Origin of the sequence: Streptomyces sp. NPDC088747 (genome assembly GCF_044751025.1) — a bacterium.
Classification (GTDB): domain Bacteria; phylum Actinomycetota; class Actinomycetes; order Streptomycetales; family Streptomycetaceae; genus Streptomyces.
Genome location: NZ_JBIVKZ010000003.1, coordinates 202,942 through 221,239 on the forward strand (window position 1 = coordinate 202,942; position 18,298 = coordinate 221,239).

Sequence of the window (18,298 nt, forward strand, 5' to 3'; positions counted from 1 at the left end):
ACCGCAAGTCGGTCGGTATCAACCACCCCCAGGAATAAACCACTTGGGGTGGTGCAAGAGGTGTGGCGCCGCTCCTCTTCCTGCTCTACGGTCCTTCCGTCATCGCATGGACGGGAGGACGACCCGGTGCGCACCACGAACACTCGATCCATCGTCATCTGGACCCTCGTGGCGCTCATCGCCGGCGCGGGCTGGTCCGTACTCGCGCTCTCGCGGGGCGAGGAGGTGTCGGCCGCCTGGATGGTCGCCGCCGCGCTCGGCTCGTACGCCATCGCCTATCGGTTCTACTCCAAGTTCATCGCGTACAGGGTGCTCAAGCTCGACCGGACCCGCGCGACCCCCGCGGAGCGGCTGAACGACGGCATCGACTTCCATCCGACCGACCGACGGGTGCTGCTCGGCCACCACTTCGCGGCGATCGCTGGGGCGGGACCGCTCGTCGGCCCCGTACTGGCCGCGCAGATGGGTTACCTGCCCGGCACCATCTGGATCATCGTCGGCGTGATCTTCGCGGGGGCGGTCCAGGACATGGTCGTCCTGTTCTTCTCCACCCGCCGAGACGGCCGTTCGCTGGGGCAGATGGCCCGTGAGGAGATCGGCCCGTTCGGCGGGGCCGCCGCGCTGGTCGCCACCTTCGCCATCATGATCATCCTGCTCGGTGTGCTGGCCCTGGTGATCGTGAACGCCCTCGCGCAGTCGCCGTGGGGCACCTTCTCCATCGCGATGACCATCCCGATCGCCCTGCTGATGGGCTTCTACCTGCGCGTGCTGAGGCCGGGCCGGGTCAGCGAAGTCTCCCTGATCGGCGTCGCGTTGCTGCTTCTCGCGCTGGTCGCGGGCCGCTGGGTCGCCGAGTCCTCGTGGGCCGACACCTTCACCCTCGCCCCCTCCACCCTGGTCATCTGGATGGTGGCGTACGGCTTCGTCGCCTCGATCCTGCCCGTGTGGATGCTCCTGGCACCCCGCGACTACCTCTCCACCTTCATGAAGATCGGCACGATCGCGCTGCTCGCCCTCGGCGTGCTCATCGCGCTGCCGACCCTCAAGATGGACCCGGTCACGGACTTCGCCTCGCGCGGCGACGGGCCGGTCTTCGCGGGCTCGCTCTTCCCGTTCGTCTTCATCACCATCGCGTGCGGCGCTCTCTCCGGCTTCCACTCGCTCATCTCCAGCGGTACGACACCGAAGATGATCCAGAAGGAGACGCAGATCCGGATGATCGGGTACGGCTCCATGCTCATGGAGTCGTCCGTCGCCGTGATGGCGCTGGTCGCGGCCTGCATCGTCGACCCGGGCCTGTACTTCGCGATGAACGCGCCGGCCGGGGTCATCGGCACCACCGTCGAGTCGGCTTCCCAGGCGGTCGCGAACTTCGGCTACACCATCTCGCCCGCGGACCTGGCGAAGGCGGCCGAACAGGTCGAGGAGTCCACCCTGCTCTCCCGTACCGGAGGCGCGCCCACCCTCGCGCTCGGCGTCTCGGAGATCTTCTCGCAGGTCACCGGCGGGAGCCTCAGGGCCTTCTGGTACCACTTCGCGATCATGTTCGAGGCACTGTTCATCCTGACCGCCCTCGACGCGGGCACCCGGGTGGGCCGGTTCATGCTCCAGGACATGCTGGGCAACGTCTACCGGCCCTTCAGGAACGTGAGCTGGAAGCCCGGCCTCGTCATCACCAGCGGCATCGTGTGCGCGCTGTGGGGCTACTTCCTCTGGGTCGGCGTCCACGAACCGCTGGGCGGCATCAACCAGTTGTTCCCGATCTTCGGCATCTCCAACCAGCTGCTCGCCGCGGTCGCCCTGGCCGTCTGCACAACACTCCTGGTGAAATCCGGACGCCTCAAGTGGGCCTGGGTGACCGGCATCCCCCTCCTCTGGGACGCGGTCGTCACGCTCACCGCGAGCTGGCAGAAGGTCTTCTCCAGCGACCCGCGCGTGGGCTTCTTCAAGCAGCGGCAGGTCTACCAGGACGGCATCGACGCCGGAAAGGTCCTGCCGCCCGCCAAGACGACGGACGACATGCACACGGTCGTCACCAACTCCACGGTGGACGGTGTCCTCGCGGCGGTCCTCGCCGTCCTGGTCGTCGTCGTGATCGTGGACGCGGCCCGGGTCTGCGTCCGTCACATCCGCCGGCCCGCGCTCTCCACGCTCACCGAGACGCCGTACATGGAGTCGAAGATCGTCGCCCCGGCCGGGCTGTTCCCGACCAAGAAGGAGAAGGCGGAGGAGCTCGATGCGGTCGGCGCTGCGCAGGGCGATTAGCTCAGTCCATTGGTACGTAAGGGAGTTGACGGACGAATCCGCGTACGACCGCTACGTCGCACACATCGCGGACCATCCGGACACCCCCACCCTCTCCCGGCGCGAATTCGAAAGAATGCGAACGAACCGCCAGGAGAAGGACCCCCGCCAGGGATTCCGCTGCTGCTGAGGACGCCCGAGGACACCTCCACCACCCCTCCCGGACCGTTTGCGGACTGATATGCGGACAGGGCTTCCGCTTAAGGGACTTCGTCACCTAGATTGCCTGCGCGTTACAGGTGATCAGCGAGGGGACGGAGCCGCCGTATGTCAGACGTGCCAGAAAAGAAGCCACCGACAGCGGCACCGGTGGTGACACCGGTCCGCGTGGTGATCGCCCTCTGCCTGCTCGCCCCGTTCGTGGCGATGCTCTGGGTGGGCTCCTACGCGAAGACGGACCCGACCTTCATCGGGATCCCGTTCTTCTACTGGTACCAGATGCTGTGGGTGCTCCTCTCCACCGCGCTGACCGTGATCGCCTACCAGCTGTGGCAGCGTGACCAGCGCGCCCGCAAGAGGGGTGCCGGAGCATGAACGACGGCGTGAACGGCGTCGCACTCGCCGTCTTCATCTTCTTCTTCCTGGCCGTCACGGTCATGGGCTTCCTGGCCGCACGCTGGCGCAGGGCGGCCGACGAGCAGAGCCTGGACGAATGGGGCCTGGGCGGCCGGTCGTTCGGCACCTGGGTCACCTGGTTCCTGCTGGGCGGCGACCTCTACACGGCGTACACCTTCGTGGCCGTACCGGCGGCGATCTACGCGGCGGGAGCGGCGGGCTTCTTCGCCGTTCCGTACACGATCCTCGTGTACCCGCTGATCTTCACGTTCCTCCCCCGCCTCTGGTCGGTCTCGCACAAGCACGGCTACGTGACGACGTCGGACTTCGTCAGAGGCCGCTTCGGCTCGAAGGGCCTGTCGCTCGCGGTCGCGGTGACCGGCATCCTGGCGACGATGCCGTACATCGCACTCCAACTGGTGGGCATCCAGGCGGTCCTGGACGTCATGGGCGTGGGCGGCGGCGAGAACACCAACTGGTTCATCAAGGACCTGCCGCTCCTCATCGCCTTCGGCGTACTGGCGGCGTACACCTACTCCTCGGGCCTGCGCGCCCCCGCCCTGATCGCGTTCGTGAAGGACACCCTGATCTACATCGTGATCGCGGTGGCCATCATCTACATCCCGATCAAACTCGGCGGCTTCGACGAGATCTTCAAGGCGGCGAACGACAAGTACACGGCGGCCGGCGCCGGCGGCATCGTCCCGGCCGAGGCGGGCCAGTGGACGTACGCCACCCTCGCCCTCGGCTCGGCGCTGGCCCTCTTCATGTACCCGCACTCGATCACGGCGACCCTGTCCTCGCGCAGCCGCGAGGTGATCCGCCGCAACACCACGATCCTCCCGCTGTACTCCCTCATGCTGGGCCTGCTGGCCCTGCTCGGGTTCATGGCGATCGCGGCCGGGGTCAAGGTCGAGAACGGTCAACTCGCCATTCCCCAGCTCTTCGAGAACATGTTCCCGGACTGGTTCGCGGGCGTGGCCTTCGCCGCGATCGGTATCGGCGCGCTCGTCCCGGCGGCCATCATGTCCATCGCCGCCGCGAACCTCTTCACCCGCAACATCTACAAGGACTTCATCAAGCCCGACGCGACCCCCGCCCAGGAGACCAAGGTCTCCAAACTGGTCTCCCTCCTCGTGAAGGTCGGCGCCCTCGCCTTCGTCCTCACCATGGACAAGACGGTCGCCATCAACTTCCAGCTCCTGGGCGGCATCTGGATCCTGCAGACCTTCCCGGCCCTGGTCGGCGGCCTCTTCACCCGCTGGTTCCACCGCTGGGCCCTCCTGGGCGGCTGGGCCGTGGGCATGCTCTACGGAACCATCGCTGCGTACGGCGTCGCCTCCCCGACCCAGAAACACTTCGGCGGCAGCTCCAAGGAGATCCCCGGCATCGGCGAGATCGGCTACATCGGCCTGACAGCCTTCGTCCTCAACCTCGTCGTCACGGTGATCCTCACCTTCGCCCTCCGCGCCGCCAAGGCCCCCGAAGGCATCGACGAGACAACCCCCGAGGACTACACGGCAGACGCCGGCGACAAGGGCGTACAGACAGAACTCTCCCCGGCAACAGCCGAAACCCACTAACCACCGGGTAGGGGCCGAGGGGAGCATTTTTTCGCCCCCTCCGCCCCTACCCATCCCGTACCTGGGGGCTGCGCCCCCAGACCCCCCATCGGCCTGGACGGCCTCGTCCTCAAACGCCGGACGGGCTGATCCGTCGCCAGGGGACGTGCCGGAACGTCCGCCCGCAGCGGCTGGCGCGTCAACGCCGCCCCCCTCCCCTGCCCGACCGATTCCGCGCCTGACCGAGGACGGATGCTCCGGTACGGCCCCGACCCCCCACGGGTTTCAACGCCCAGAGAAGCGAACGCGACACAACATATGGGGGTACCACCGCCCCCCGACACAAGATGTATGCTCATGCTCGCTGTCGCCGCAGGGGAATCCGGTGCGAATCCGGAACTGTCCCGCAACGGTGTACCAAGTCCGAGCACCTGCCGGCAGCGCGCCCAGGCCGTCCGGCCCCGGCGCCATTGACGTCCGGGCCTCGCGGAATGGGCCGGTGGACGCGGCGCACCCCTGCCCGGGGGCGTGCGCTCGTGTGCCCCGCCCTCCTCAAGGCCCCGTGCCGAGCGAGGGAGAGCCCCACGTGACCATCGCGCCAGTCGATCCGGCCGCAGCTCTGACGCAGCATGACCCGGTGGAGACCGACGGCCCCGGTGCCGCGCTGCTGCGCACCCTGACCGACCTCACCGCCGACCTCCCCGACGCCGACCCCGGCCGGGTCGCCGCCGCGGCGCTGCGCGGCCGCTCCACCCGCGCCGACGAGGCCGAACTGCGCGAACTGGCCACCGAGTCCGCGGCGGGCCTCATCTCCGAGGACCCCGCCTACTCCAGGCTCGCCGCCCGCCTGCTCACGATCAGCATCGCCGCCGAGGCCGCCTCCCAGGGCGTGACGACCTTCTCCGACTCGGTCACCGTCGGCCACCGCGAGGGCCTGGTCGCGGACCGCACCGCGGAGTTCGCCCGCCTGCACGCCACCCGCCTGGACGCCCTGATCAACGCCGCCGCCGCCGAACGCGCGGACGACCGCTTCGGCTACTTCGGCCTGCGCACCCTGCACAGCCGCTACCTCCTCCGCCACCCGATCACCCGCAGGGTCATCGAGACGCCGCAGCACTTCATGCTCCGCGTGGCGTCCGGCCTGGCGGAGGACGACACAACGCGCGCCCTCACCGAAGTCGAGGCGCTCTACCGGCTCATGAGCCGCCTCGACTACCTCCCCTCCTCCCCCACCCTCTTCAACTCCGGTACGCGCCACCCCCAGATGTCGTCCTGCTACCTCCTCGACTCCCCGCTGGACGAACTGGACTCCATCTACGACCGCTACCACCAGGTCGCACGCCTCTCGAAGCACGCGGGCGGCATCGGCCTGTCGTACTCCCGCATCCGCTCCCGCGGTTCACTGATCCGCGGCACGAACGGCCACTCCAACGGCATCGTCCCGTTCCTGAAGACCCTGGACGCCTCGGTCGCCGCCGTGAACCAGGGCGGCCGGCGCAAGGGCGCGGCCGCGGTCTACCTGGAGACCTGGCACTCCGACATCGAGGAGTTCCTGGAGCTGCGCGACAACACCGGCGAGGACGCCCGCCGTACGCACAACCTGAACCTCGCGCACTGGATCCCGGACGAGTTCATGCGCCGGGTGAACGAGAACGCCATCTGGTCGCTCTTCTCCCCGTCGGACGTGCCGGACCTGGTCGACCTGTGGGGCGAGGAGTTCGACGCGGCGTACCGCGAGGCGGAAGCCCGAGGCCTCGCCAGGAAAACGATTCCGGCCCGCGACCTCTACGGCCGCATGATGCGCACCCTCGCGCAGACCGGCAACGGCTGGATGACCTTCAAGGACGCCGCCAACCGCACGGCCAACCAGACGGCGGAGCCGGGCCACACCGTCCACTCCTCCAACCTGTGCACCGAGATCCTGGAGGTCACGGACGACGGTGAGACGGCGGTCTGCAACCTGGGCTCGGTGAACCTGGGCGCCTTCGTCGACACCGCGACCGGGGACATCGACTGGGAGCGTCTGGACGAGACCGTGCACACCGCGGTCACCTTCCTCGACCGCGTCGTGGACATCAACTTCTACCCGACCGAGCAGGCCGGCCGCTCCAACGCCAGGTGGCGCCCGGTCGGCCTCGGCGCGATGGGCCTCCAGGACGTCTTCTTCAAACTGCGCCTGCCCTTCGACTCCCCCGCGGCCAGGGCGCTCTCCACCCGCATCGCGGAGCGCGTGATGCTCGCCGCGTACGAGGCCTCCGCGGACCTCGCCGAGCGCAACGGCCCGCTCCCCGCCTGGGAGAAGACCCGTACGGCCCGTGGCGTCCTGCACCCGGACCACTACGAGACCGAGCTGAACTGGCCGGAGCGCTGGGCGGCCCTGCGGGAACGTATCGCCACGACGGGCATGCGCAACTCGCTGCTCCTCGCCATCGCGCCCACCGCCACCATCGCCTCCATCGCCGGCGTCTACGAGTGCATCGAGCCGCAGGTGTCGAACCTGTTCAAGCGCGAGACGCTCTCCGGCGAGTTCCTCCAGGTCAACTCCTACCTGGTGGCCGAGCTGAAGAAGCTCGGCGTGTGGGACGCGCAGACCAGGGAGGCGCTGCGGGAGTCCAACGGCTCGGTGCAGGGCTTCACCTGGGTGCCGCAGGACGTCCGCGACCTGTACCGCACGGCCTGGGAGATCCCGCAGCGCGGCCTGATCGACATGGCCGCCGCCCGTACGCCGTTCCTCGACCAGGCCCAGTCGCTGAACCTCTTCCTGGAGACGCCGACCATCGGCAAGCTCTCCTCGATGTACGCGTACGCCTGGAAGTCGGGCCTGAAGACGACGTACTACCTGCGCTCCCGCCCGGCGACCCGCATCGCCCGCGCGGCCCAGGCGCAACCCCCGATTCCCGTGCAGGCGGCCCCCGACGAGGACGCCGTCGCCTGCTCCCTCGAAAACCCCGATTCCTGCGAGGCCTGCCAGTGAGCTCCCCCCAGAAGACCGCGTCCGTCAAGAACCTGCTCGACCCGGGCTTCGAACTCACCCTCCGTCCGATGCGCTACCCGGACTTCTACGAGCGCTACCGGGACGCCATCAAGAACACCTGGAGCGTCGAGGAGGTCGACCTCCACTCGGACGTGTCCGACCTCGCGAAGCTGTCGGAGGGCGAGCAGCACATGATCGGCCGGCTGGTCGCGTTCTTCGCGACGGGCGACTCGATCGTGGCGAACAACCTGGTGCTGACCCTCTACAAGCACATCAACTCCCCCGAGGCGCGGCTGTATCTGAGCCGTCAGCTCTTCGAGGAAGCGGTCCACGTCCAGTTCTATCTGACGCTGCTCGACACCTATCTGCCCGATCCGGAGGACCGCGCGGCGGCCTTCGACGCGGTGGAGAACATCCCCTCGATCCGCGAGAAGGCGGAGTTCTGCTTCAAGTGGATCGACGAGGTCGAGAAGCTGGACCGGCTGGAGAGTCGGGCCGACCGCCGCCGCTTCCTGCTCAACCTGATCTGCTTCGCCGCGTGCATCGAGGGGCTCTTCTTCTACGGCGCCTTCGCCTACGTCTACTGGTTCCGCAGCCGGGGCCTCCTGCACGGCCTGGCGACCGGCACCAACTGGGTGTTCCGCGACGAGACGATGCACATGTCCTTCGCGTTCGAGGTGGTCGACACCGTGCGCAAGGAGGAGCCCGACCTCTTCGACGACGAGCTTCAGCAGCAGGTCACCGACATGCTGCGGGAGGCCGTGGAGGCCGAGCTCCAGTTCGGGCGCGACCTGTGCGGCGAGGGACTGCCGGGGATGAACACCGACTCGATGCGCCAGTACCTGGAGTGCGTGGCCGACCAGCGGCTCCAGCGGCTGGGCTTCGCCCCGGTGTACGGCTCGGAGAACCCGTTCTCGTTCATGGAGCTCCAGGGTGTCCAGGAGCTGACCAACTTCTTCGAGCGCCGTCCGTCGGCGTACCAGGTGGCGGTCGAGGGGACCGTCGACCTGGACGAGGACTTCTAGCGGCTGCGACCGTCCCGGAACGCGCGGCCCGGGACGGTCGCCCTGTCGGTTCTCAAGCGGCCCGCGCGACATCGTGCGCGGTGAGGCCGCGCCGCTCGCGGCCGGCCGTGTCCCGGCCGGACCGGTGGGCGCCCGCCGCCCGCAGCTGCCGGTCGACGCGCAGCTCGTGGGCGTACCCGACCAGCGCGGGGAGGGCCAGGATCAGGAGGATTCCGAGGACGGTGAGTGTGTCTGTGAGTGCGTTCATGTCCTCCACTGTCGCGCCGATCGGCCGCCGAGGTCAGTGGCAGGACTGCCGCACACCCTCGAATTACTGCCACTTCTGAGGCACACTGGAGAACATGCTGAAGAACGTGGCCGTCCCGCTGCTCCACGGCGTGCACCCCTTCGAACTCGGCGTCGTCTGCGAGGTGTTCGGCCTCGACCGCGGCGACGAGGGCCTGCCCGTGTACGACTTCGCGGTCGTCTCGGCCGAGGGCCCGACGCTCACCACGCACGTCCCCGGGTTCACGGTCTCCACCCCGTACGGCCTGGACCGCCTCGACGAGGCCGACCTGGTCGTCGTCCCGGCCGGCAGCGCCTACGCCGTACGGGACTACCCGCCCGATCTGCTCGCGGCGCTGCGCCGGACGGTGGACCGCGGCGCCCGGGTGCTCAGCGTCTGCTCCGGCGCCTTCGTGCTCGGCGCGGCCGGACTGCTGGACGGGCGGCGCTGCGCCGTGCACTGGCACCATGCCGAGCTGCTCGCCCGGCAGTACCCGCGGGCGATCGTCGAGCCGGACGTGCTCTACGTGGACGCCGACCCGGTGATCACCTCGGCCGGTACCGCGGCCGGCATCGACGCCTGTCTGCACATCGTGCGCAAGGAGCACGGGCCGGAGGTCGCGAACGCCATCGCGCGGCGCATGGTGGTGCCGCCGCACCGCGACGGCGGTCAGGCCCAGTACATCGAGCGCCCGCTGCCGCGCGCCGAGTGCGACACGGTGGGCGAGGTGCTGGTGTGGATGGAGCGCAACCTCGACGAGGAGGTGACCGTCGAGCAGCTCGCGGCCCGCGCCCACATGTCACCGCGCACCTTCGCGCGCCGCTTCCAGCAGGAGACGGGCACCACGCCCTACCGCTGGATCCTGCGCCAACGGGTGCTGCTGGCGCAGGAGTTGCTGGAGGCGTCGGACGAGACGATGGACGCCATCGCGGGCCGCACCGGCTTCGGCAACGCGGCCGCGCTGCGCCACCAGTTCGTCCGGAGTCTGGGGACGACCCCGCAGGCGTACCGGCGCACGTTCAGGGGCCCGCAGGCGGCCTGAACGCGCACCAGTACGGACGCGGGGTCAGCGCGCGACGGCCTTCAGCCGCAGCCGGTCCGGCCGAAGCGTGATGCCGACGCGTGTCGCGTCGTTGGATCCGGACACCTGCTCGAAGCGCCACCTGGAGGCGATCGTCGCCGTGATGAGGGTCAGCTGGGCCATCGAGAAGTGGTCGCTCGGGCACTTCCGGTTACCGACGCTGAAGGGGCGCATCGCGTACTTCGGCAGCTCCTTGGACCTGTCCGGAAGCCACCGGTCGGGATCGAAATCGAGGTGACGCTCGTACGACCGCGGGTCGCGCTGGACGGCGTACGGACTGTAGACGATGTCGGCACCGGCCGGAATGCGATAGCCGCCCAGCTCGGTTTCGGTCACCGCCCGCCGCGTCAATATCCAGACGGCGGGACGCAAACGCATCGCCTCGACGACGACATTGTTCGTGTGCGACAGCTTCCGGACATCGCCGAATGCCACCGGTCGCCCGCCCGTGACGGATTCGACCTCCTCACTGATCCGTCGCGCCTCTTCCGGATACTGGGTGAGCACTTGTAGCAGCCACATGACCGTGGACGCGATGGTTTCGCTGCCCGGAGTGAGTATCGCGACGACTTGGTCGTGGATCTCCTGTTCGTCGATCGGGTCGCCGTTGTCGTCCTTCGCCTCCAGCAATGCTGTCAGCAAATCGTCCGGCTTTTGACCAGATGTACGGCGCTCATCGATGATCTCATCGACAAGTGCATGCAAATCGGCCAATGCGCGGTCGAATTTGCGGATCGCCGGCAGCGGCAGCCGATAGAGCGGTCCGGCCGGTATGACCATGCGCCGGTACATGCCGAGGAAGACGGTGGCGAGCGCGATGCTCAGCCGCTCGGCCCGCTCGTCCATGAACTGGCCGCGCAGCAGGCAGCGGGCCGCGATCCGCACGGCGACTCGGAACGACTCCGTCGTGCAGTCGACCACCCTTCCGGACTCCCAGCGCGCCGCGAACGCACGCGCCTCCTCCTCCATGATCGGCCCGTACTCGGGGATGATGTCGAGCCGGAACGCGGGCTGGATCGTGCGCCGCTGGCGCCGGTGCCGCGTCCCGTTGGCGGTGGCGACGCCCTTCTTGCCGAGGAGCCCTTCGAGGGACTCCCACAGCGGGCCGCCGATCTCGTAGTCGGGGTTGAGCGCCAGCGCCCCGGTGAGCTCGGAGCTGGTGACCGCGTACACCGTCTTGGGGCCGAGCTTCAGCCGGACGACGTCGCCGTGGTCGCGGAGCTGGGCCAGGAAGCCCAGCGGGTCGCGGACCAGTTTCCAGCCGTGGCCGAGGCCAGGCACGCCGCCGCCCGCGAGGGGCGGGACGGACGGCTCCAGCGTCTGAGGAACGTCAGGGCGCACGGACTCGACGGTCATTTCTCACCTGCCGCTTCATTGTTGACGTACGGGGGTGTGGAGCGGTCGTCCCAGCTGTCCACCATGTAACGGCCGGACTCGTGGTGGAACCAGTACACGGAACTGAACCAGTTCCGCATATTGCCCAGACACGCTTTCAGGGCGACGCTCACTTCCGTTCCCTGCACCGTCCCGTCGGCGAGTGTCGCGGCGAGCCGTAATACGTCCTTCTCGGCGATCGAGAATTCACTGATGCATTCCTCGACGCGCCACCGGACTTCCGTCACGGCTTCCTCGATCGTCAGCCCTTCGTGATGAATGAGGCTGATTCCGAGATTGTGGAACTCATCGCCCGCGATTTCCTTGGGGAGCGAACACAGGTCGTTGTACCAGGCGGCGAATTCCTGGCTGAGCAGAGCTGCCTTCCGATAGGCCGGGTGATTCCGGACCGAGGCCGGGAGTTCACATCCCGCACTGGGTTCGAGAAGGTCGGTCCAGATCCAGTGCGCGAATGTCAGCCGACGGAGTTCGAGGTATTCCTCGACCGACGGGACGGTGCCTGCGGTGCGGTTGTGGAACTCGCGGTCGTACGCCTCGATCACCGCGTGGAAGTGGAGCGCGAACCGCTCGTTCCACTCCTTGCCGAGGAACGAGTACAGCCGCACCATGCTGTCCGCGAACGCCGCGACCAGCGGATCCTCGTGGTGCAGGTGGTTCCTGGGTGAATCGAGGGCCGCGTGCAACTGGAACCTGAGCCTCCGCCAGGCACCCGGCCGGCGGTGGATCACATCGCGGTCGTGGCGGTCGTCCCAGACGAAGAACCACGCGCTGTAGTCCGCTATCGCCTGCATGACCTCATCGGGGGCGCCTATGTAGTAGCCCGCCATGAGGTCCGTGTAGCACAGGCCGTCGGCATATTCTTCGACCTTGTCGGGCGGCATCAGCCGCTTTTCGAGGAGCCAGGCCCTGGTGTTCTCCTGGAGCCGGGGCCAATACGGGTGCAGTTGACGGGGAAACTCGGCCTCGATCACCGGGAGAGAGAGCGCCGGTGGAACCGCGACCACTGTTGGTGTCGATGAAGTGCTCCGTGAGAAAGCATGCACGAACAAACCCCTCTCAGCCGCCTGTTGGCGTCGCGCCCCTTCCGCTGTGCCGGGCGTGCGCCGTTGCGTATCCCCGCACTTCCTATTCAGCACCACAACTGACCGTTCTGGGAACGGATTTGCTCCACTCACTACCCCATGGTGCCGAGAATCTCCCCTCCTATGACTGAATCTGGATCACTCGATGAGCACAAGGGATCGAACGTGCGACGCACATACGAACGACGCCTGGTCAGGAGGTTCCTGACCAGGCGTCGTCCAAGTGCACCCACGATGGCGGCTCACCAGAGATCGTGAGCACCAGCTGTCATTTTCTGTCCCACTCGTTCACGGGAGCGCCGCGGCCGCTCGTCCAAGCAGCTCAGTCCCGTCGCCGCGGAACCTCAGTCGTTCGCCACGATCGGGTAGCGAGGCTCGTTCTCGGCCATCTGCCGCAGCGCGTCCTTGCGTTCGCGCTTGGAGAGCCGGTCGATGTACAGGTACCCGTACAGGTGGTCCGTCTCGTGCTGGAGGCAGCGGGCGAAGTAGCCGGTGCCGCGTACCTTGATGGGGTTGCCGCGCTCGTCCTGCCCGGTGACCTCGGCGTAGTCGGGGCGGGCCAGCGGCGCGTACGCGGTCGGCACGGAGAGGCAGCCCTCGTTGCTGTCGTCCAGGCGGCGCTGCTCGGCGGGCAGTTCGACCAGCACGGGGTTGCAGACCACGCCGGTGTGCCGCTTGCCGTCGTCGTCGGGGCAGTCGTACACGAAGACCTTCAGGTCGACGCCGATCTGGTTGGCGGCCAGGCCCACGCCCTCGGCGGTGTGCTGGCTGGCGAACATGTCGGCGACCAGCTGCGCCAGTTCGTCGCCGAAGTCGGTGACGTCCTTGCACTCCTTGTGCAGCACCGGGTTCCCGACGACGGTGATCGGCCGCGAGGTGCCGCGCTCGCGGTAGGCGCCCTCGCGCTCCTCGCCGTCCTCGGTGTCGATGACGAAGCCCTCGTCGTCCACGGGGAGCACGCCCGCGTGCTGCTGATCGGTGTCCTGCTGCGCCATGACCGACGTACGCCTTCCTGAATCCCTGAAATCTGCGGGTACAGCCTACGGGGAACGGACGGGTCCCTCCCCAGCCGTCACCGACGACCGGCTCAGCAGACCTCTTCCAGGTCCCGCCAGTCCCTGCTGTCCGGGCTGTCGGCGACCCATCCGTCGAGCAGGCCGCGCACCAGCGAGGCGGGCGCGGCGAGACCGCACTCACGCTCGGGCACCCACAGCTGTCCGTCGGTGCGGTGACCCAGCGGACCCGGGTGACCCGGCTCGCTGTGGTCGTGCGGATCGAGGTGCTCGCCGTCGCCCTCGTCGGACGGCATGCGCGACTCCGAGCACATCCGGCACAGCAGCCGTACGGACGAGGACCAGTCCTCGGCGGCGAACCCGGCGTCGGCGGCGAGCTGCTCCAGCGCGTCCCGGTCGTCCTCGGTGGCCGCCTCCAGGAGGACAACCCAGGTGGGCACGGGCGACGGCGCCCACAGCTCGATCTCGTCGAACACGGGGTAGGAGTGCCCGGCGGCGATCGTCCGCTCGCCGTGCGGCACCCCGTCGTGCAGCACGACCTCGCCCCAGCGGCGCCCGGAGGACGGCAGCGGGATGGACAGCACCTCGATGCGGGCGGGGTCGAGGCGCCTCCCCCACACGACTTCGGCCTCACCCTCGGGCGACAGCCGTACGGCCGCGCTGCCGAGGTCCATGCCGACCGGCTCCCCGGAGACGGCGGCGCCGCCGGGGACCCGCAGTCCGTAGGCCTGCCAGGCGCGGCGGGCGAGCGGCCAGTCCTGGAGCGCGGTCGCCGCGATGCCCACGTTCCACCAGTCGGGTGCGCCCGTCTCCCGGTCGAGGAGGGCCACGGCCCTGAGTCCGGCCGCCCGCGCCTGCTCCCAGTCGTGCCGGAACTTGTGCAGCAGCGCCAGGTTGAACCAGGACTCGGACAGCCACGGCTCCAGGTCGGCGGCGCGCGTCAGCAGCGCGCCCGCGTCCTCGTACCGTCCGTCGCCGATCAGCGTGAACGCGCGGTCGGTGGCCTGCCGCCATGAGGCGGAGGGCCGGTGTCGTCCCTTGCCGAAGATCCTCACGATTCCCGCCTGCCAGTTCCTTGCGATTCCCGCCTGCCGGTCCCTTGAAAAGTTCCCTGAGGAGTCCCCGGAGGACAACGCAGCCCCGGGCTGGCCCATACCCCCGAACACCCTCTTCCTCGCATCCAACCACGTACCGTCGGACGGCCGCTCATTACCCATGGGTTACCCAGCCTGGGGCAGCCTAAGGCCACCCCGCAACAGCACCCTGGCCAGCGACTCCACGACCTCGGGCTGATAGTCGTGGGCGGTGCCCAGGCGCAGCTTCTCCAGTGCCGTGAGCGGGCCTGTGGCCCCTGCTTCCCTGGCCATCTCCTCGTATGCGTTCACTGCCCGCACAATCCGTGCGGGAACCGGCTGTTCCCGGTACGGATCGGCCTGCCGCTCCACCACCACCGCCACCTCCGCGTCCACTCCGGTCTGCCGTACGACGGCGCCGCCGAGCAGCGCTATCCGCCGTTGTTCCGCCGCGGGGAGTACGGCGGTGGCCCCGGCCGGTACCGGGTCGACGAGGCTGAGCTGGCCGATGTCGTGCATCAGAGCGGCGTACTCCAACACGGTCAGGTCGGGTTCGGAGAGCCCCAGCTCGCGCCCGACGGCCCGGCTGAGGAGGGCGACGCGGCGGGCGTGCCCGGCCGGGGTGTATCCCGCGATCTCGGTCGCGCGGGCCAGTGAGGCGATGGTCTGCCGGTAGGTGACCCGCACGGCGGCGTACCGCCTGAAGGACAGCTGGGTGAGCAGCAGCGGCAGGCAGAACAGGGGCAGCGCCCAGAGTCCGACCACGGCGACGGCGAGCGCCATCACGGCCCCCGTGGCGCACACCGCGGACCCGATGCCGGGCATCGCCCGCAACTCGTCCCGCAGCAGCGGCCCGAACGGCCACCGGGTCCGCGAACGCGCCATCGCCGCCGCGAGCACGGCGTCGCAGAGCGCGGTGAGCACCAGCAGCGCGACCAGCAGCAGGGCGTAGGCGGGGCCGCCCCATTCCAGGAACTTCCCCTGGTTGTAGAGGGGTTGGAAGCAGAGGGCGGCGAACCCGACGGTGAGGATCCGCCGTGTGAGGTGGTCGGCGCACGGACCGGCCCCGCCGGCCACGTGGGGCACACACCCCAGCAGCGCGGCGGCGGTGACCACGGCGACGACCTGAAGGACGCCGTGATGCGTCGCCTGCCCGGCGTTCTCCCCGAGCAGCGCGTACGACAGCGCTCCCGCGGCCCCGAGCGGAGCGGACTCCCGCCCTTCGGCGCCGCTCCAGCGGGTGAGCTCACCCACGGCCACCAGGATCCCGAAGGCGAGCGCGACGCCACGATCGTCGAGGCCGGTCCACAGGGTGCCGGCGAGGGCCACGACACCGAGGACAGCGGCGGCACCACGGGCGAGAACCCCGAGCGACCCGGTGGCTCCCTGGCCGAGGGCGAGGCCGACGGCGCTCACGGGCTCCTCCGCCCCGCGAAGTTCGTCGGGTGCCCTTCCAGCCGACTGGAGTCGGCTGGCGCGGCGGGCGGGCAAACCCCACCGCGAAGCGGCGTACCGGTGTCAGCCGTGACGGCGGGATGCCACCCGTACCTGCCCAGCGCCCGCGTCAACGCGGCCACCATCCCGGGGTCGAACTGCGCCCCCGCACACCGTTCGAGCTCCGCCAGCGCCGCCGGCACCGGCCGGGCCCGCCGGTAGGACCGGGTGGACGTCATGGCGTCGAACGCGTCGGCGACGGCCACCACCCGGGCGAACTCAGGGATCTGCGCCCCGGTCAGCCCGTACGGATAGCCGCTCCCGTCCAGCCGCTCGTGGTGGTGCAGGATCGCGGACCGCGCCTCCCCCAGGAAGCCGATCCCCCGCACCATCTCGTGCCCGTACTCGGGATGCAGCTCGATGACCCGCCGCTCCTCGGGGGTCAGCGGCCCGTCCTTGCGCAGCAGCCGGGTGGGCACCCCCAGCTTCCCCACGTCGTGCAGGATCCCGGCGAACCGCAGCACCTCGGCCCGCCGGTCGTCCATGCCGAGTTCGCGCGCGATCATCATCGAGGCCTGCCCGACCCGCTCACTGTGCCCGCGGGTGTACCCGTCCTTGATGTCGACGGCCTGGACGAGCGCGCGGATGGTGGCCTGGTGGGCGGCCCGTTCCCGGTGGTACTGGGCGAACACCCAGCAAGAGACGTACATCGGCAGCAGCACGAGCAGCGCGGCGACAGGCCCGTACGGACTGCGCCACAGCACCGCCATCATCAGCCCCGCGAGCCCGTGCACGGTGACGGGCGCCAGCGAACGCGGAAGGAGCCCGCGCCAGGCGGCCCGCACCGGCACCCGCTCGGCCAGCGCGAGAATGCCGCCGTCCAGGACGGTCTGCACCAGACAGAAGGTCAGCACCGCGGCCCCGGCGGGCACGAGGGCGTACGGGAAGTCGGGCGCGACCACGGCGTCCCGGCCGCCCAGCGCCCAGTGCACCCGGGAGGCGGCCCAGATCGCGACGCCGAACTGGGCCGCGCGCCAGACCCGGCGCAGCCCGCGCGGCCGGTGCTCGACCCGGGCGAGCAGAGCCCCCGGCACCGCGACGAGCGCGGCGGCCGGGGGCGGCAGCAGAAAGGCCCCGGCCAGCAGCACGGGGAGGAAGGTGCCCATCCCCTGGGGGACGGCGTGACCGGGGATGCCCGCGGCCCTGGGGCCACGCGGAAGAGTGATCCGCTCGCACCCGGCGTACAGCACCGCCAGCAGCACGACGATCCACCAGGCGACCCGGACGGTCGGCAGCGGAGCGAGAACGGCCACGGCACCGAGAACGACACAGGTCACGTAGACCCGGGTCCCCGCCGACACCGACCGCATCTCCTCGTCCCCTCCCCGACTCCGGAACTCCGGAGCCTAGGGCGGCACAAAAGGCCGGGGGACACCGAACGGCCCAATCCGTGGGCTCAGAGCCCACGGATTAGCACGTACGGGTGACGACAGGTGCCGCGGGAAGGCGCCCGAGCGGGCGGGTCAGGACTCCTGGGGCGCGGTGGCCACGTCATGCTCGGGCACGGTCTGTCCCGAGCGGATCAGATCGATGCGGCCCATGACCTTGGCGCGCAGATCGGTCGGCACGTCGTCCTGACCGCAGCACCGCTTGACGAGCTTCTTCACGGCCTGCTCCAGCCCGTACTTCTCCAGGCAGGGCGAGCACTCCTCGAAGTGGACCTCGAACTTGGTGCAGTCCGAGTCCGGCATCTCGTGGTCGAGAAACTCGTAGAGATGGTCGAGGACCTCACTGCAGTCCGTCTCGTGCGGCTCTCCACAGCTCATGAGCCCGAGCCTTTCGCTTCGTTCGACTCTCCGGCACCGGCCGGAACCAGCCCGCGGTCACGCGCGTAGTCCTCGAGCATGCCGCGCAGTTGACGACGTCCGCGGTGCAGTCGGGACATCACCGTGCCGATGGGTGTCCCCATGATGTCCGCGATCTCCTTGTACGCAAAGCCCTCTACGTCCGCGAGATAGACGGCGATCCGGAATTCCTCGGGGATCGCCTGCAGCGCCGACTTCACGTCCGAGTCGGGCAGGTGGTCCAGCGCCTGCGACTCGGCGGAGCGCAGCCCTGTCGACATGTGCGACTCGGCGCGCGCGAGCTGCCAGTCCTCGATCTCCTCGGCCGCACTGCGCTGGGGTTCACGCTGCTTCTTGCGGTACGAGTTGATGAAGGTGTTCGTGAGAATGCGGTAGAGCCACGCCTTGAGGTTGGTGCCCTCGCGGAACTGGTGGAAGGACGCGTACGCCTTCGCGTACGTCTCCTGCACCAGGTCCTCGGCGTCGGCCGGATTGCGCGTCATGCGCAGCGCGGCCGAGTACATCTGGTCGAGGAATTCGAGCGCGTCCCGCTCGAAGCGCGCGCTGCGCTCCGTGGACGATTCCGTGGTCGCGTCGCTCGTGCCCTGGCCCTCGGGCTGGTCCGCCTGGCCATGTTCGGTCCCTGCGTCGGTCCCAGTGACCGGACCCACCTCCTCCAGCGACGTAGCGA

The 18,298-nt window shown here is 69.2% G+C and carries 16 protein-coding genes and 1 riboswitch; of the genes, 7 read left to right on the forward strand and 9 right to left on the reverse strand.

The window, feature by feature from the left end; genetic code table 11:
* The first annotated feature begins 126 nt into the window (after positions 1 to 126).
* The 6 genes from ACIP79_RS09300 (at position 127) to ACIP79_RS09325 (ending at position 8,420) form a co-directional block, all read left to right on the forward strand.
* On the forward strand, positions 127 to 2,265 hold the full coding sequence (locus tag ACIP79_RS09300) for a carbon starvation CstA family protein (RefSeq protein ID WP_401221385.1): 2,139 nt from the start codon (positions 127 to 129) through the stop codon (positions 2,263 to 2,265).
* Positions 2,237 to 2,434, forward strand: coding sequence for a YbdD/YjiX family protein (locus ACIP79_RS09305; protein WP_401221388.1), 198 nt, complete (start codon positions 2,237 to 2,239; stop codon positions 2,432 to 2,434). The genes ACIP79_RS09300 and ACIP79_RS09305 overlap by 29 nt, the downstream gene beginning before the upstream one ends.
* Before the next feature lie 137 nt (positions 2,435 to 2,571).
* A complete protein-coding gene (locus tag ACIP79_RS09310; protein ID WP_401221391.1) occupies positions 2,572 to 2,838 on the forward strand; it encodes a DUF3311 domain-containing protein in 267 nt (88 codons plus the stop codon).
* On the forward strand, positions 2,835 to 4,442 hold the full coding sequence (mctP, locus tag ACIP79_RS09315; protein WP_401221394.1) for a monocarboxylate uptake permease MctP: 1,608 nt from the start codon (positions 2,835 to 2,837) through the stop codon (positions 4,440 to 4,442). Before ACIP79_RS09310 ends, mctP begins: the two co-directional genes overlap by 4 nt.
* Before the next feature lie 323 nt (positions 4,443 to 4,765).
* A riboswitch (cobalamin riboswitch) is annotated at positions 4,766 to 4,875 on the forward strand.
* A 132-nt stretch (positions 4,876 to 5,007) separates the two neighbouring features.
* Positions 5,008 to 7,395: a ribonucleoside-diphosphate reductase subunit alpha gene (locus ACIP79_RS09320; RefSeq protein WP_401221397.1), complete on the forward strand. Its 2,388-nt coding sequence runs from the start codon at positions 5,008 to 5,010 to the stop codon at positions 7,393 to 7,395.
* A 68-nt stretch (positions 7,396 to 7,463) separates the two neighbouring features.
* Positions 7,464 to 8,420, forward strand: coding sequence for a ribonucleotide-diphosphate reductase subunit beta (locus ACIP79_RS09325; protein ID WP_383681792.1), 957 nt, complete (start codon positions 7,464 to 7,466; stop codon positions 8,418 to 8,420).
* Between the two features lie 52 nt (positions 8,421 to 8,472).
* On the opposite strand, the gene ACIP79_RS09330 is transcribed toward ACIP79_RS09325, so the two are convergent.
* On the reverse strand, positions 8,473 to 8,667 hold the full coding sequence (locus ACIP79_RS09330; protein WP_401221399.1) for a hypothetical protein: 195 nt from the start codon (positions 8,665 to 8,667) through the stop codon (positions 8,473 to 8,475).
* A 94-nt stretch (positions 8,668 to 8,761) separates the two neighbouring features.
* Here ACIP79_RS09330 and ACIP79_RS09335 point away from each other — a divergent pair, with 94 nt between their 5' ends.
* Complete coding sequence (locus tag ACIP79_RS09335) at positions 8,762 to 9,727, forward strand: GlxA family transcriptional regulator (protein ID WP_401221402.1); 966 nt, start codon at positions 8,762 to 8,764, stop codon at positions 9,725 to 9,727.
* Positions 9,728 to 9,751: 24 nt separating this feature from the next.
* On the opposite strand, the gene ACIP79_RS09340 is transcribed toward ACIP79_RS09335, so the two are convergent.
* The 8 genes from ACIP79_RS09340 to sigR all read right to left on the reverse strand — a co-directional run bounded on the left by ACIP79_RS09340 (position 9,752) and on the right by sigR (position 18,278).
* Complete coding sequence (locus ACIP79_RS09340; RefSeq protein ID WP_401221405.1) at positions 9,752 to 11,122, reverse strand: cytochrome P450; 1,371 nt, start codon at positions 11,120 to 11,122, stop codon at positions 9,752 to 9,754.
* Positions 11,119 to 12,204, reverse strand: a complete 1,086-nt coding sequence (gene cyc1, locus ACIP79_RS09345; protein WP_401222092.1) for an epi-isozizaene synthase — start codon at positions 12,202 to 12,204, stop codon at positions 11,119 to 11,121. The genes ACIP79_RS09340 and cyc1 overlap by 4 nt, the downstream gene beginning before the upstream one ends.
* Before the next feature lie 383 nt (positions 12,205 to 12,587).
* Positions 12,588 to 13,238, reverse strand: coding sequence for a peptide deformylase (def, locus tag ACIP79_RS09350; protein WP_401221408.1), 651 nt, complete (start codon positions 13,236 to 13,238; stop codon positions 12,588 to 12,590).
* Between the two features lie 92 nt (positions 13,239 to 13,330).
* Positions 13,331 to 14,311: a tetratricopeptide repeat protein gene (locus ACIP79_RS09355; protein WP_401221410.1), complete on the reverse strand. Its 981-nt coding sequence runs from the start codon at positions 14,309 to 14,311 to the stop codon at positions 13,331 to 13,333.
* Positions 14,312 to 14,476: 165 nt separating this feature from the next.
* Entirely contained in the window at positions 14,477 to 15,658 is a 1,182-nt protein-coding gene (locus tag ACIP79_RS09360; protein ID WP_401222094.1) for an HD-GYP domain-containing protein, read from the reverse strand.
* An 83-nt stretch (positions 15,659 to 15,741) separates the two neighbouring features.
* Complete coding sequence (locus ACIP79_RS09365; RefSeq protein ID WP_401221412.1) at positions 15,742 to 17,133, reverse strand: HD domain-containing phosphohydrolase; 1,392 nt, start codon at positions 17,131 to 17,133, stop codon at positions 15,742 to 15,744.
* Positions 17,134 to 17,286: 153 nt separating this feature from the next.
* Positions 17,287 to 17,589 carry a mycothiol system anti-sigma-R factor gene (gene rsrA, locus ACIP79_RS09370; protein WP_401221415.1) on the reverse strand — a complete coding sequence of 101 codons (303 nt, stop codon included), beginning with the start codon at positions 17,587 to 17,589 and terminating at the stop codon, positions 17,287 to 17,289.
* On the reverse strand, positions 17,586 to 18,278 hold the full coding sequence (gene sigR / locus ACIP79_RS09375; protein ID WP_365443425.1) for an RNA polymerase sigma factor SigR: 693 nt from the start codon (positions 18,276 to 18,278) through the stop codon (positions 17,586 to 17,588). Before sigR ends, rsrA begins: the two co-directional genes overlap by 4 nt.
* Positions 18,279 to 18,298: the final 20 nt, after the last annotated feature.

Bases quoted from the DNA above. Each gene is read 5' to 3' on its own strand.
- ACIP79_RS09305 (WP_401221388.1), top strand. From the start codon at position 2,237: ATGCGGTCGGCGCTGCGCAGGGCGATTAGCTCAGTCCATTGGTACGTA.
- ACIP79_RS09310 (WP_401221391.1), top strand. From the start codon at position 2,572: ATGTCAGACGTGCCAGAAAAGAAGCCACCGACAGCGGCACCGGTGGTG.
- mctP (WP_401221394.1), top strand. From the start codon at position 2,835: ATGAACGACGGCGTGAACGGCGTCGCACTCGCCGTCTTCATCTTCTTC.
- ACIP79_RS09325 (WP_383681792.1), top strand. From the start codon at position 7,464: ATGCGCTACCCGGACTTCTACGAGCGCTACCGGGACGCCATCAAGAAC.
- ACIP79_RS09330 (WP_401221399.1), bottom strand. From the start codon at position 8,667: ATGAACGCACTCACAGACACACTCACCGTCCTCGGAATCCTCCTGATC.
- ACIP79_RS09335 (WP_401221402.1), top strand. From the start codon at position 8,762: ATGCTGAAGAACGTGGCCGTCCCGCTGCTCCACGGCGTGCACCCCTTC.
- ACIP79_RS09340 (WP_401221405.1), bottom strand. From the start codon at position 11,122: ATGACCGTCGAGTCCGTGCGCCCTGACGTTCCTCAGACGCTGGAGCCG.
- def (WP_401221408.1), bottom strand. From the start codon at position 13,238: ATGGCGCAGCAGGACACCGATCAGCAGCACGCGGGCGTGCTCCCCGTG.
- ACIP79_RS09365 (WP_401221412.1), bottom strand. From the start codon at position 17,133: ATGCGGTCGGTGTCGGCGGGGACCCGGGTCTACGTGACCTGTGTCGTT.
- rsrA (WP_401221415.1), bottom strand. From the start codon at position 17,589: ATGAGCTGTGGAGAGCCGCACGAGACGGACTGCAGTGAGGTCCTCGAC.